The sequence below is a fragment of the Cupriavidus sp. genome, assembly GCF_057315035.1.
Genome location: NZ_DBHKYV010000024.1, coordinates 23,766 through 37,467 on the forward strand (window position 1 = coordinate 23,766; position 13,702 = coordinate 37,467).

General features: G+C 64.0%; 11 protein-coding genes. 4 read left to right on the forward strand and 7 right to left on the reverse strand.

What is annotated here, in order from left to right; genetic code table 11:
• Positions 1 to 184: 184 nt before the first annotated feature.
• Together ACO550_RS24645 and purT are read left to right on the forward strand one after the other, a co-directional pair.
• A complete protein-coding gene (locus ACO550_RS24645) occupies positions 185 to 2,371 on the forward strand; it encodes a TonB-dependent siderophore receptor (RefSeq protein WP_485994992.1) in 2,187 nt (728 codons plus the stop codon).
• Between the two features lie 111 nt (positions 2,372 to 2,482).
• A complete protein-coding gene (purT, locus tag ACO550_RS24650) occupies positions 2,483 to 3,685 on the forward strand; it encodes a formate-dependent phosphoribosylglycinamide formyltransferase (protein WP_315597077.1) in 1,203 nt (400 codons plus the stop codon).
• Positions 3,686 to 3,921: 236 nt separating this feature from the next.
• On the opposite strand, the gene ACO550_RS24655 is transcribed toward purT, so the two are convergent.
• From ACO550_RS24655 to ACO550_RS24685, 7 genes are all read right to left on the reverse strand, one after another.
• The gene (locus ACO550_RS24655; RefSeq protein ID WP_315597076.1) at positions 3,922 to 5,262 is read right to left on the reverse strand and encodes a mechanosensitive ion channel domain-containing protein; all 1,341 of its coding nucleotides are present in this window, start codon (positions 5,260 to 5,262) and stop codon (positions 3,922 to 3,924) included.
• Positions 5,263 to 5,389: 127 nt separating this feature from the next.
• On the reverse strand, positions 5,390 to 6,577 hold the full coding sequence (locus tag ACO550_RS24660; protein ID WP_315597075.1) for a DUF3391 domain-containing protein: 1,188 nt from the start codon (positions 6,575 to 6,577) through the stop codon (positions 5,390 to 5,392).
• Positions 6,578 to 6,624: 47 nt separating this feature from the next.
• The gene (locus ACO550_RS24665) at positions 6,625 to 7,299 is read right to left on the reverse strand and encodes a hypothetical protein (protein ID WP_315597074.1); all 675 of its coding nucleotides are present in this window, start codon (positions 7,297 to 7,299) and stop codon (positions 6,625 to 6,627) included.
• Positions 7,296 to 7,961, reverse strand: a complete 666-nt coding sequence (locus tag ACO550_RS24670; RefSeq protein WP_315597073.1) for an SCO family protein — start codon at positions 7,959 to 7,961, stop codon at positions 7,296 to 7,298. The genes ACO550_RS24665 and ACO550_RS24670 overlap by 4 nt, the downstream gene beginning before the upstream one ends.
• Positions 7,927 to 8,541 carry a c-type cytochrome gene (locus ACO550_RS24675; protein WP_315597072.1) on the reverse strand — a complete coding sequence of 205 codons (615 nt, stop codon included), beginning with the start codon at positions 8,539 to 8,541 and terminating at the stop codon, positions 7,927 to 7,929. Before ACO550_RS24675 ends, ACO550_RS24670 begins: the two co-directional genes overlap by 35 nt.
• Positions 8,538 to 9,143 (reverse strand): cbb3-type cytochrome c oxidase subunit II, encoded by a 606-nt coding sequence (locus ACO550_RS24680; RefSeq protein WP_315597071.1) that lies wholly within the window; start codon positions 9,141 to 9,143, stop codon positions 8,538 to 8,540. The genes ACO550_RS24675 and ACO550_RS24680 overlap by 4 nt, the downstream gene beginning before the upstream one ends.
• 2 nt (positions 9,144 to 9,145) lie before the next feature.
• Positions 9,146 to 10,735: a cbb3-type cytochrome c oxidase subunit I gene (locus ACO550_RS24685; RefSeq protein ID WP_315597070.1), complete on the reverse strand. Its 1,590-nt coding sequence runs from the start codon at positions 10,733 to 10,735 to the stop codon at positions 9,146 to 9,148.
• 307 nt (positions 10,736 to 11,042) lie between these two features.
• Between ACO550_RS24685 and pdxR the strand changes: the two genes are divergently transcribed.
• Positions 11,043 to 12,461 carry a MocR-like pyridoxine biosynthesis transcription factor PdxR gene (gene pdxR / locus ACO550_RS24690; RefSeq protein ID WP_315597069.1) on the forward strand — a complete coding sequence of 473 codons (1,419 nt, stop codon included), beginning with the start codon at positions 11,043 to 11,045 and terminating at the stop codon, positions 12,459 to 12,461.
• 166 nt (positions 12,462 to 12,627) lie between these two features.
• Positions 12,628 to 13,686 (forward strand): J domain-containing protein, encoded by a 1,059-nt coding sequence (locus ACO550_RS24695; RefSeq protein ID WP_315597068.1) that lies wholly within the window; start codon positions 12,628 to 12,630, stop codon positions 13,684 to 13,686.
• The last annotated feature ends 16 nt before the right edge of the window (positions 13,687 to 13,702 follow it).

Sequence of the window (13,702 nt, forward strand, 5' to 3'; positions counted from 1 at the left end):
CTGAGGCACACCACGCCCTCACTTGAGCAGTCAACTCCCCGCTTGATCGAAATACCACAGTAGTCACTGCCCGGCCGGGACATGGCTTGACGCCGTAACGGCGCGCTGGGATTATTCGCCCTTAAAGCTAATGCGAGTCGTTCGCATTTGTGTTTACATTCTTATTACGAGCCAACGCATCATGATGTCCTGCCAGACTCCGGCCTATCGCCGGGAGCACGCCCCTTCGCGCATCCGCCCCCTTGCCGCTTTCGCCCGCATTGCGGTACTGGCCGGATTTCCGCTCTGCGGAACCGTGCTGGCACAAACGGCACCCACGGCACCGGCCGATCAGGCACTGCCGTCGGTGACCGTCAGTGCAAAGCAGGAAGTCGACATCGGCCCGCAGCTCCAGAAGAAAGCTTCGGGCGGCGCGCTGGGTAGCCGCTCGCAGCTCGACACTCCGTTCTCCACCACGGTGGTTACCGGTGAAGACCTGGCTGACCGCCAGGTGACCAAGGTCGGCGACATCTTCTTCAACGACGCCTCGGTCTCGGACAACAGCAACGGGAATAACGCGTGGGCGTCGTACACCACGGTGCGGGGCCTGCAGCTGGACTGGCGCAACGCGTACAAGATCAACGGCATGCCGTTCATCAGCTACGGGCTGACCCTGCCGTACGAGCAACTCGAACAGGTTGAACTGCTCAAGGGCGCGTCGGGCTTCATGTACGGCTTCGGCAATCCTGGCGGCACGGTGAACTACGTCACCAAGAAGCCGACCGACCAGTTCACGGCCAGCGTGGAACTGGGCTACCGTTCGTCGCATGTGTGGACCGAGCACGTCGACCTGGGTGGCCGCGCGGGCCCGGACAACATGTTCGGCTACCGCCTGAACGTGACGCACGAGGAAGGCAAGCCGTCCAATGCCGTTGGACTGAACCGCAATTCGGTATCGCTGGGCCTCGATGCCCGCATCACGCGCGACCTGACCTGGACCTTTGACGGCATCTACCAGGATCGCAATACCTTTGGCGCGACGCCGTCGTTCTATATCGGCGGTATCCCCACCAACGGCCAGATCCCGGGCGTGATCAATGGCCGCGGCGGCCTGCAGGCGGGTCCGGACGCACACTTCTACTCGAACCTGCAGGTGTACCAGACCGGTCTGCGCTACAACCTCAACCCGGACTGGACCCTCAGCACGACCTACAGCTTCAGCAAGCAGTCGCGCAGCCGGAACGAAACCACGCTGAACCTGTACAACTCGGCGGGCGACTACACCGATTTCCGCTACGACGGTGCCGAAAGCCAGCAATTCAGCAACTGGACCACGCAGGTCGAGGGCAAGTTCCGCACTGGCCCATTCCGTCATGAACTGGTGGCGGGCCTGAGCTGGCAGAAGCAGATCGACCGCTACAGCAACAACTTCGTGTACACGCAACTGGCCAACGGCAATATCTTTGCGCCGTATACGGGCGTCTACTGGAGCCAGGTTGGCTTCAACAAGTACCGCGCCGGCGATACCACCCAGAAAGCCGCCTTCGTCAGCGACACGATTCACCTGACCAATCAATGGTCGGTACTGGCCGGCCTGCGCGTAACCAATTACGAGCAGAACAGCTTCACGGGTACCGGCGTGGGCGACACGAACTTCACCAAGAACGGCCTGCTGACGCCCACGGCGGCGATCATGTACAAGCCGCTGGCCAGCACGACGTTCTATGCCAGCTACGTGGAATCGTTCGATGGTGGTGGCATTGTCAGTACTTCGTATGCGAACGCGGGCCAGGGGCTGACGCCGGCCAAGAGCCGCCAGTATGAAGTGGGCGTGAAGACCGACCAGGGCCTGTGGAACGCCACGGCTGCCCTGTTCCGCATCGAACGCCGCAGCGAGTTCAGCCAGTTCAACGGCACCAGCGCCCTGCCCACGTTCGTACAGGACGGCCAGTCGATCTACCAGGGCCTGGAAGTTGCCGGTTCGACGCGCATCGGTTCGCAATGGGAAGTGGGTGGCAGCGCAATGTACCTGGACAGCTACTACAGCAAGGGCCAGGACAATATCGGCAACCGCGTGGCGGGCGCGCCGAACTTCATCCTGACCAGCCGCGTGGCCTACCGCGTACCATTCGTGCCGGGCCTGAAGCTTGGGGTCGACGGCAAGTACACGGGCACCACCAAGGCACGTGCCGCGGGCGACCTGACGCTGGGCGGCTACACGGTATTCAACCTCGGTGCCACGTACAACACGCGTGTGGCTGGCAAGGAACTCACGCTGCGTGCGGCGCTGACCAACCTGACCAACAAGCGCTACTGGGGCTTCCAGTATGAAAACTACATCCAGCCGGCCGACCCGCGCGCCATCAGCCTGAGCGCGAAGATCGCGTATTGATCCGGTATTGATCGCGCCGCCTGGCGCCCCACTCCCGCACGCGGGAGTGGGAAAAAACCCGGGGTGGCTTGCTACAATCGCGTCTTTTCTTCCTGCCGCGAGCCGCCCGCCATGACCACCCTTGGAACCCCCCTCTCCCCGTCCGCCACCAAAGTCATGCTGCTGGGCTCCGGCGAGCTTGGCAAGGAAGTGTTGATCGCGCTGCAGCGGCTTGGCGTGGAAACCATTGCCGTGGATCGCTACGAGAACGCACCGGGCCAGCAGGTAGCCCACCATGCGCGCACGATCACGATGAGCGACGGCGACCAGCTCAAGGCGCTGATCGAAGCCGAGCGCCCCGACCTGGTGGTGCCCGAGATCGAAGCCATTGCCACCCCGACGCTTGAAGCACTGGAAGCTGCTGGCGTGGTCCGCGTCATTCCTACCGCGCGCGCCGCCCGCCTGACCATGGACCGCGAAGGCATCCGCCGTCTGGCCGCCGAGACGCTGAGCCTGCCCACCAGCCCGTACAAGTTCTGCGATTCGCTCGAAGAACTGCAGGCCGCCATCGATGGCGGCATCGGCTATCCCTGCGTGGTCAAGCCCGTGATGAGCAGCTCGGGCAAGGGCCAGAGCAAGATCGACGGCCCGGAAGGCGTCAAGGCAGCATGGGACTACGCAATGGCCGGTGGCCGCGTCAGCCATGGCCGCGTGATCGTGGAAGGCTTTATCGATTTCGACTACGAGATCACGCTGCTGACTGTACGCGCACTGGGCGCCAACGGCGAAGTGGAAACGCATTTCTGCGAACCGATCGGCCATGTTCAGGTCAGCGGCGACTATGTGGAAAGCTGGCAGCCGCACCCGATGCACGCCAAGGCGCTACAGACCGCCCAGCATATTGCGCACGCCGTGACCGCCGACCTTGGCGGCCAGGGCCTGTTCGGCGTGGAACTGTTCGTCAAGGGCGAGCAGGTCTGGTTCAGCGAAGTCAGCCCGCGTCCGCACGACACTGGCATGGTGACCATGATCTCGCAATGGCAGAACGAGTTCGAACTGCATGCCCGCGCCATTCTGGGCTTGCCGGTCGACACCACGCTGCGCGCTCCGGGTGCCAGCGCCGTGATCTACGGCGGCGTCGATGCCGAAGGCATTGTGTTCGATGGCGTCGATGAAGCAATGCGCGTACCGCAGACCGAGTTGCGCCTGTTCGGCAAACCCGAATCGTTCACCAAGCGTCGCATGGGCGTGGCACTGGCCTATGCCGCGGATGTCGACACCGCACGCGACCGCGCCAAGGAAGCCGCAAGCAAGGTCAAGCCGCGCAAGGCCTGAAGATTCTGCTGACAGTTTGCCCCCTCAGCCCGCGCGCGGGCGAGGGGCCGGGGGTGAGGGTCAGCGGCTCAAGCTGAGACAAGTCGCTATTTGAAGCGCCATGCCCTCTCCCCCACCCCTCTCCCACTTCGTGGGCGAGGGGAGCGCATAGCGACGGCTATCGCCAAATTTTCACCGACGGTCTGCTCCCCTCTCCCGCACGCGGGAGAGGGGAGCAAACCCACAAATCGCCATAATCAAGCGATCCGGTCTGCTCTATCTGTATGCGCCACCATCGGATCACGCGCGCCCGGATCCGTCGCCGCTGCCGCCAGCGCCGCATGGGCACCATACTGCGAATGCTCGCGCAGGCCGCTCAGATCGGCGCCGGAAGGCGCCTGGTATAGCCGCAATCCCAGTTCCGGCAGGATCGCCAACAGGTGGTCGAAGATATCGCCCTGGATACGTTCGTAGTCCGTCCAGCCCGTACGCGTGCTGAAGCAGTAGACCTCGATCGGGATACCTTGCGAATCGGGTTCCATCATGCGCAGGTTCAGCAGCAGGTCATGATGGATATCGGGATGCGCGCGCAGGAACGCGATGCCATAGGCGCGGAATGTGCCCAGGTTGGTTAGCCGGCGGCGGTTGACCGGATCGGTGTTCTCGCCCAGCAGCGCACGGTTGGATTGCTCCACCTCCTGCTGCTTGACCTCCAGGTAATCGTGCAGCAAGCGGAAGCGCATCAGCGACGTGATTTCATCATCGCTGAGAAAGCGTACGGTCGTGGCATCGATGCGCAGCGTGCGCTTGATGCGGCGTGCGCCCGACTCGAACATGTGCCGGTAGTTGCGATAGCTTTCCGAGAACAGCTTGTAGGTCGGCACCGTGGTTACGGTGTTGTCCCAGTTCTTGACCTTGACGGTATGCAGCGCGATATCCATCACGAAGCCGTCGGCATTGGACTGCGGCATCTCGATCCAGTCGCCGATGCGCAGCATGTCGTTCGACGTCAGCTGCGTGCTGGCTACCAGCGACAGCAGCGTGTCCTTGAACACCAGCAGCAACACCGCAGATATTGCACCGATGCCGGACAGCATCCACAACGGCGAACGGTCGATCAGGATCGACAGCACCAGTACACCGCAGACCAGCCACAAGGCCAACTGGGCAATCTGTACATAGCCCTTGATCGAGCGCGTCTGCGCGCGCCGGCTGTTGGCGAACACGGTCTGCCACGCGCCGAGCACGCCGGACAGCATCAGGAACACGCTGACCCACGTTCCGGCATGGGCCAGCCGCTCGATCAATGTCGAGAACTTGCCCAGATCCGGCACCTGGCTGATGCCGACCGTGATCACGGCCAGGAATACCGCGTAGCCGAGCCTGCGGTAGGTACGGTGGCGCATCAGCGCCGCCGCCCACTCGCGATTGCCCGACAGGCTCAGGACGCGATAGACGACCCGCCCCACCACGCGGGCGATCAGCCATTGCGCCAAGGCCGCGATCAGCACCAGCGCGAGTACGTACAACGAGATCTGCGCCCACGGATGGGCTGGAATGCGTTGCTGGAACAGGTCCAGCAGGGCGTCGAATGTCATGACGGGTAAAGCTTCGTTCGGTCCGGACAGGCCACAAGTCTACTAGCCATGCGCCGGACTGCCACCCTTCACGTGCATTTGCTACAAAATTCGGAATAATCTCAGTGCGCCGAACCGGCAAGCCGCCCTATTGCGCGTGCGGCGCGTACATCGCCATCAGTTGCTCGTCGGTAAAGCCCCAATGCCTGGCTTCCTCGAACGCAATCACGGTGTCTTCGCTCTGGGTCAGGTCCAGCACTTCGGGCGCCAAGGGCTTCGACTCGGCCACCGAATAGAACGTCATCACGCGCGGGCGCAACGCTTCGTCCTGGTTCTGGCCGCAGACCACCGCCAGGCGGCCCGAGCGCAAGCGCAGCACGGTACCCAGCGGATAGATGCCAACCGTACGCGTAAAGGCCTTGAACACGCGCCGGTCGAACAGCGTGTCCACGCGCACGGCGATGTATTCCATGGCGCGCGCCGGCGACCACGCCTGATGATTCGGACGCGGCGAGGTGAGCGAATCGTAGGTATCGCAGATTGCCGCGATCTTGGCGTGGATGCTGATCTCGTGCTCGACCAGGCCGAACGGATAGCCGCGCCCGTCCACGCGCTCGTGGTGATGCACGCACACATCGAGCGGGATGTTCGTATAGAGCCTGGCCTCGTTCAGGATCCGGTAGCCCGCCGACGGGTGGCGGCGCATCTGCTCTTCCTCGCGTGGCGTCAGGTCGCCCGCCTTCATCAGCAGCGATTCCGGCAAGGTCAGCTTGCCGATGTCATGCACCAGTCCGGCCACGCCAAGTTCACGCACTTCGCCATCCGGCAGCTTCAGGTTGCGGCCCACCGCGATCATCAGGGCGCAGACCGAGAAGGAATGCAGGTAGGTGTAGTCGTCCTTGGCCTTGAGCCGGGCCATGGCCAGCAGTGCCTGCGAATGGCGCGACAGCGACGTGGACGCCGAATCCACCAGCAGCAGCGCGCCATTGGCTTCCAGCGCGCGACCCATGCGCACGTCGTTGAACAGGTTGCCGATCAGCGCGCGCCCGGTCTTGATCAGTTCGCGCGCGCGTTCGAGTTCTTCCTCGAAGCTGGATTCCGGGTCGTTGCTGACATCGGCCTCCATCATTTCCGGCGTGGCCGGCGTCGGAAGATTGCGCCCCTTGAGGATGTCGATCCAGACATCCTGCACACTGGCGGACTGGATCTGCTCTACCTGCTCGTCGCTGGTAACCAGAAAGCGCGAGCGCCAGAACGGGTGGTTGATCCACGGCCCACCCAGTCTGGCCACGAACATGCCTACCTGCAGTTGTTCTGCCTTGATTCTTCTCAGCATGCACTAGCCCCTATCAATGGGCGCGAAGCGGCCTTCGCGTTTCCCGTTCAAGCGGGGCTCTTGTCAGGCCCCTTGCTCTGATTCTTATCTTTGGCCGCCTTTATCGGCAGCCGACCGGATTTCTTTAGTATTTTTTGACTGGAAGCCGTTTTCGCTCCCTCTGCCTGCCGCGTCGCCCAGACCAGCAGCCAGGTACCGAGCGCGATTGCGTATGCCGCCAGGCCAGCACCCGCAATGCGCTGGTCACCAAGCAGGTAATTCGCGCAGAGCCGCATTTGCGCGTCGACGAACAGCATGCCAAAAGTCAGGCCCATCCAGACCATGTTGCCGCCAAAAAACAACACCAGTGGCCATGGCGCCACACGCATGGCGACTACAGCGGCCATGCCTGCCACCCACACGGACAGGTCGCGGACCAATCCGAGCCCCGCTGACAGGCGCGACAGATCGATTGCAATCGGCAGCATCCAGATGCCATAGCCGACCGATGCCACCACCAGCAGGGTCAGTGCATGGGGTCGCAGCCGAACGATCAGGCGGGCACGGCGACGCTCCGGCAACAGCAACGGCGCCAGGCAGCCAGCCGCGAACAGGCATGGCAGCAGGCCCAGCATCAGCAAAGCCATCGACGCCTCGAACCGGCTACGCAGCGGTGGCAACGCCGGCAACAGGCACACGACCTGGGCCAGACACGCAGTCAGGCATGTACGACGGCGCATCATGGCCGGCTCCCGCGCGTATGGGCCAGCGCGAATGCATAGGCAGCGTGAAAATCTTCCAGCGCGTAGACGGCCAGCACGCGGCCATGCGCGTCAACGACATGGAGCCCGCCGTTGTGTTCGAAGCCGCCCTGCCCGTCTGGAATCGCAATCACATCGGCCTGGCGCAACAGCGCGGCCATGGCTTCAGCGGACCCTGCGGCAACCACCTGCCAGTCGGGCGTGCGGGCGCGATAGGTTTGCGCATAGCCCAGCAGATCGGCAACGGTATCGCGCGGATCGAACGACAGCGACACCAGGCCGATACGGCCTGACATGCCGTCGGCGGCCAGTTGCCGCGCCAGTTGGGCGAACTCGGCGCCCAGCGCCCGGCACACGGACGGACACCGCGTATAGATGAAATCGACGATGTAAACCGCTGGCACGGATCCTTGCGCCGAATCCGCGAACAGGCGCAACCGTTGTCCATGCTGGTTGAGCAGATCGATGGCAGGCAGCATCAACGCATGGCTGGCGATACGCGCCTCGCGCCGCTGGTCCAGCGTCCACGCACGCAGCCCGTATGTGAGGTAATGGATGGCTGCCGCGCCGCACACCAGTGCGGCACATAACACCAGCCACGGAGCCGGCCTAGCCGCCCGGCGCGCCCAGTGCGGCATCGCCATCGAACGGCACCTTCATGGCCGCGGTGTCGGCGCGCGCCGCCGCAACGGTCTCCGCGGTCACGGGCGGCGCGGCATTGCCCCACTGGCTGCGCACATAGGTCAGCACAGCCGCAACCTCGGCATCGTTCAACTGATCGGCAAACGCGGGCATGGCACCGTTGTACGCCGTACCCTTGACCGTCAGCTTGCCGGTCACGCCGCGCAACACGATCTGCGCTGCCTTGGCATCCTTGCCATTGACCCATTCCGATTGCGCCAGCGGCGGGAACACGCCGGGCAGACCCTGCCCGTTGGCCTGATGGCAAGCCACGCAACGGCCCTGGAAGATTGCCGCGCCATCCACGGCGGCGCCACCACCGGCGGCCTTCGGCTTGCCCTGCAGGTCGGCGGTCGTGCGCTGGTCCCCGAGACTGGGCGGTTGGTCGATCGGCGCCGTCACGATATACCAGGCGCCCCATGCCACCAGCACGGCCACCAGCGCCAGCACGTAGCGTGGAATCGGCATGCGGTTCTCGTGCGGGTCTTCCAGCTCGCGGGCACGCGCCGCATCGGCCTGTCGTTTTTCCTGTTGATCGGTCATGGCGTGCGGGTCTCCGGAACCTCTGGCGGCGGCAGCACGGCACCGGTGCGGTTCAGTGATTGCAGATAGGCCACCAGGTCCAGCGCGGCGGCGGTGGGCACCACGACCTTGCCGATGGGCGCATAGCCGGGTGGCAGCGGCACGGCCTTCTCGCCGGTCTCGGGCGCGTCCTTGACGTCGAACAGGTACGGATAGCTCGGCATGATGCTGCCGCCAACGTAGGCACGCGGCTGGTACAGGTGACCCAGGTGCCAGTCGGCGCTGGGCTGGCGCACGCCGATATTCATCAGGTCGGGGCCCGTGCGCATGGTGCCCAGCAGGTGCGGCTTGTCGTAGTAGTAGTCGCTGGCCACGGCAGCCCGACCCCACCCGCGCTTGGCATCGGGCGCGAAGCTGCTGTCGCGCGGCTGCTGCGAATGACAGTAGATGCAGCCATTGGCGATATAGACTTCGCGGCCGCGCAACTGGGCTGCGGTATAGGGCTTCAGGCCCTCGGTCGGCTTCACGTCGTGCAGTTGCAGATACGGGAGCACCACCAGTGCGCTGGTGGCCAGCGCCAGCATCGTCATGCCGCCTGCCAACAGGACGCTTTCGTTATTCACGGTCAGACTCCCTGTGCAGGCTTGCGGCCCTGGTGGAACAGCGCCGGCCGATCACGATTCGGGCCCATGCCGAAGATCGCGCAGACAAAATTGGCCACGAAACACAGATGACTGGTCAGCATCAACAGCCCGCCCAGCGAGCGCGCCTTCAGGTATGGCACGGTCAGCAGCACCGAATCCATGAACGGGCGCGCGGCATCGAGCATGGCCAGCCCCTGCAGCCAGCCGCCGATGGTCAGGCTGATGAAATAGATGCCGATGCCCAGTACCGCCAGCCAGAAGTGGCAATAGATCAGCCAGCGGTACGGCCATTCGCGCCCCGTGACACGCGGCACGATGAAGTAGATCGCGCCGAAGAATGCGAAGCTGACGAACGCGTACAGGCCCAGATGGGCATGCGCCACGGTGTAGTGCGTGAAGTGCGCCACGCGGTTCACCGCGCGTAGCGCCTCGAACGATCCCTGGATCGAACTGAGCGTGTACATCATGCCGCCGAAGGTCACGAAGCGCAGCGTCGGCGAATCGATCAGCCGCCGGAAATTGCCGCGCAGCGTCTGGTGCTGGTTGATCGAAAACGCAATCACCGGAATCAGCATCATCATGCTCTGCACGATCGACAGCGTGATCAGCCAGCCCGGCACCGGACCGCCCACAAGGTGGTGGCCGCCAACCTGCCCGTAGAAGAACGCCAGTGCCCAGAACCCCAGCAGCGACAAACCGTAGGACTTCACGGGCTGGCCGATGATCTTCGGCAGGAAATAGTAGATCGATGCCAGCGCCAGCGGCGTATAGAACAGGCCCAGCACGTTATGGCCGAACCACCAGTTCATGGTGGCCTGCTCCACGCCGAAATGCAGTCCCGGGAAATTGGCGACCAGGAAAAGCACCGGGAACCAGAACAGCGCACACCCCATGTACCAAACCGACACGTACAGGTGATCGACCTTGCGGTTCACCAGTGTCAGCACTAGCGGAATGCCCACGAAGGCACCGCCAATCACGAGCAGGATATCGACCTGCCATGGAATCTCGAGCCATTCGAGCCCATCGGAAATCCCGGCGCCGATACTGCCGATGCCGGCAATCAGCCCCGCGTTCCACAGCGCGGCGCCCAGCACGGCCCAGCGCGCCCCGACCAGTTCGGTCTTGAGTAGCCGTGGCAACAGGAACATGGCGATGCCGAGCCCCGCCATCGGCGCCCATCCGTAAGCCACGGCATTGAGATGGATGGTACGGATGCGCCCGAACGACAGCCACGGCACCGATGCCAGCAGATCGGGCTCGTGCAGCTTGACCGATGCGGTCAGGCCGGCGGCCGAAGCCACCAGCAGCCACACCATCGCGCAACAGATGAACAGGAAGACCACCGGCGCTGAAGACTGGTCGGCCGCCTCGCGCGACGCTGCGCCGATATCGTGGTCACCAGTACTTGACGCTGGATCTTCCGGATGGCCGGTCTCCCCATCGTCGAAGATCACGCGCGCGGCGGCTGGCGAGGTATCGAACAGGCCCTTCTGCATGCTCCAGATAAACGCCGCAAGCGCAATCACGGAAAGCAGGAAGGCCGACAACAGTATGGCTACGGTGTTCATGGCAGGCTCGCATGCGAGGCGGACATCGGGGGCGGAACAACTCGGATATGGCGCCGCACAAAGGGGCGTTTCGAGCGGAGATTACGACTGAAGCCGGCTCATGGCACATAGCCATTTTTTTCATTTTTCGGGTAACCACCCAAAATCTTGCATTACAAATACCTTTTAAATAGAATCGCGGCAATCATCCTTAGGTGCAACTGGCAGGCCGCGTCACCGGTTCATAATATGCAGCCAATCCACTGGCCGTACAGGTAGCCAGCGCAGCCTCGAACCGTGGCCCAGACCACGCCTGTTGCCAAACTCCATGAACGTGCACTTGACCCTTCACGGCCGCCAGGGGCTGGCCGGCCAGATCTATCGGCAGTTGCGCGCCGGCGTGGTCGACGGCCGCCTGGCGCCGGGCGAACGCCTGCCCTCCACGCGCGAACTGGCCAGCCAGCTCGGCGTGTCGCGTAAGACCACGCTCGATGTGTTTGAACGGCTGATCGCCGAAGGCTATCTGCGTACCCGTACTGGAGACGGCACCTTCGTGGCGGCTGAGATGACCCGGCTGACCCCGGCAGCAACACGTAGCCCGGTCTTGCAGGCCACGGACACGGTCTGGGACACACTGCCCGAAGCCCTGCCGTTCACGCGCTCCGAGGCACCTCCCGAATACGACTTCGTGGGTGGTGTCACCGACAAGCAACTGTTTCCGTTCGACCAATGGCGCCGCTGCATCAATCATGCGCTACGCGTGCAGGCGCGCGGCCGCGGCAGCTATCGCGATCCGGCCGGCGAACAGGAACTGCGCATGGCCGTGTCACGCTACCTTGCCTTCAGCCGTGCCGTGGTCGGTAGCTGGCGCGAAGTCGTCATCACCCAGGGCGCGCAGCAGGCCATCGACCTGCTGGCACGCGTGGTACTGCGGCCCGGCGATGTGGTGGCCATGGAAGACCCTGGCTATCCGCCGGCACGCGCCATCTTTGCGGCGCTCGGCGCGCGCGTGGTGCATGTGCCTGTCGACGCCGATGGCCTGGTGGTCGACGCCCTGCCCGCCGATGCGCGGCTGGTCTATGTCACGCCATCGCATCAGTTTCCATTGGGCATGCCGATGGCACTGGAGCGGCGTCTCGCCTTGCTCGACTGGGCGCGGCAGCATGGCGCGCTGGTGATCGAGGACGATTACGACGGCGAGTTCCGCTTCGAAGGCCGGCCCATGGAATCGCTCAAGGGTCTCGACAACGCGGGCGTGGTGGCCTACGTGGGCACCTTCTCCAAGACCATTTTTCCTGAACTGCGCATCGGCTATGTGATTCCGCCCGCGCCACTGGCCGCGGCGTTGCGCAAGGCCAAGCAGGTCGGTGACTGGCACAGTTGCACGATGACCCAGACTGCGCTGGCCAAGTTCATGCTCGACGGGTACTTCGCCAAGCACCTGCGCCGCATGCACAAGGAATACGCGGCCAGGCGCGCGATGTTGCTGGATGGTCTCGATCGCGAACTGTCGCGCTGGTTCAAGCCACTACCATCGGCAGCCGGCATCCATCTGGTGGCAGTGCTGGCGGACGGCGTGGACGAGGCCGCCGTGATAGAAAGCGCCGCGCGGGCCTCGGTGGGCCTGTATGGCATCTCGGGCATGTTCGGCACCCAGCGGGTCCGGCCCGGCATCCTGTTCGGCTATGGCGGCATCGGCGTGGATCAGATCGAGGCTGGCCTGACGCGCCTGGCCAGGGCGCTCTGACGCAGCGGCACCACAATTGTCTGCTTTGTTCGGCAAGCCGCAGACTGGCACTGCCGATCGCGCAAAACTTGCGTCGCCGCCCCAGGGCACGCGCATGCGGACTTGAAAATGGCGGAGGCTTGCCGTTATTTGTGGTCGACTACCGCTATTGCGTCCATTCCGCTTGATGCATACCCACTACGACAACCTCAAGGTTTCACGCGACGCACCGCCCGAAGTCATCCGGGCCGCGTACAAGTCCCTGAGCCAGAAATACCATCCTGATCGCCACGCCGACAGCGAGGAAGCCAATCGCATCATGCGGCTGCTGAACGCGGCCTATGACGTGCTGCGCGATCCGGAACGGCGCGCGGAGCACGATCAGTGGATCACGGCGCAGGAAAAAATCGATGCCGAACGGAAGCAGCGGCGTGCGCAAGCGCAACGCGCGGCAGCGGCACAAGCCCAGGGCCATCCCCAGACCGCGCATCGGCAGCCGCCACCACGCCAGGCGGCCAAGCCCGGCCCGCGTGCCGGCACCCGGGAAGCCGAGCCTGCATCCGAACCTCCACCGCGGCCACGCCGCCCCCGCCGCGAGCGCGCCGAGCGTCCGGTCAACCATGGCCCGGCCACCCCGCTGCCAAAGTATGGATCGTTCGCGTTGTATGCGGCGATTGGCGCCGTCATCGTGATCATGCTGGGAGACTGGTCGGCAGTCAGCGAAGCCTCCGCCGAACGTGCCATTGCCAGGCCCGCACCAGCCAGCGCCGTGCAGGTGTTGGCAAGATCCGTGACGCCCAGCACGGCTAGCGTGGTACGCGATACCAGATATGTGCGCCCGTCGTTGACACCGCGCGGGCTGCCGTGGCCCGACACTTCGGGCTATCTGCCTGGCTATCCGGTGCTTGCCGGTAGCGGGCTATCGACGCTGACGGTCGACAATTCGGGAAGTCGGTCGGATGTGCTATTGAAGCTCGTGGCCATCGACGGCAACACGCCACTGCCCGTGCGCACCAGCTTCGTGCGCGGTGAATCGACCTTCACGATGGAAAACATCGCGCCCGGCAGCTATGACTTGCGCTACCAAAGCCTCGATACAGGAGAGATCTACCGTTCGGAGCGCTTTGAACTGGCGGAAATCCGCGAGGCTGGCGGCACCAGCGCCAACCGTAACCTGTTCAAGCTCTATGCGGTGCCGGGCGGCACGTCGCGCTCGGTACCGATCTCCGAGCGCGAGTTTCCGTAGCAGCCGGCTTCAGCCG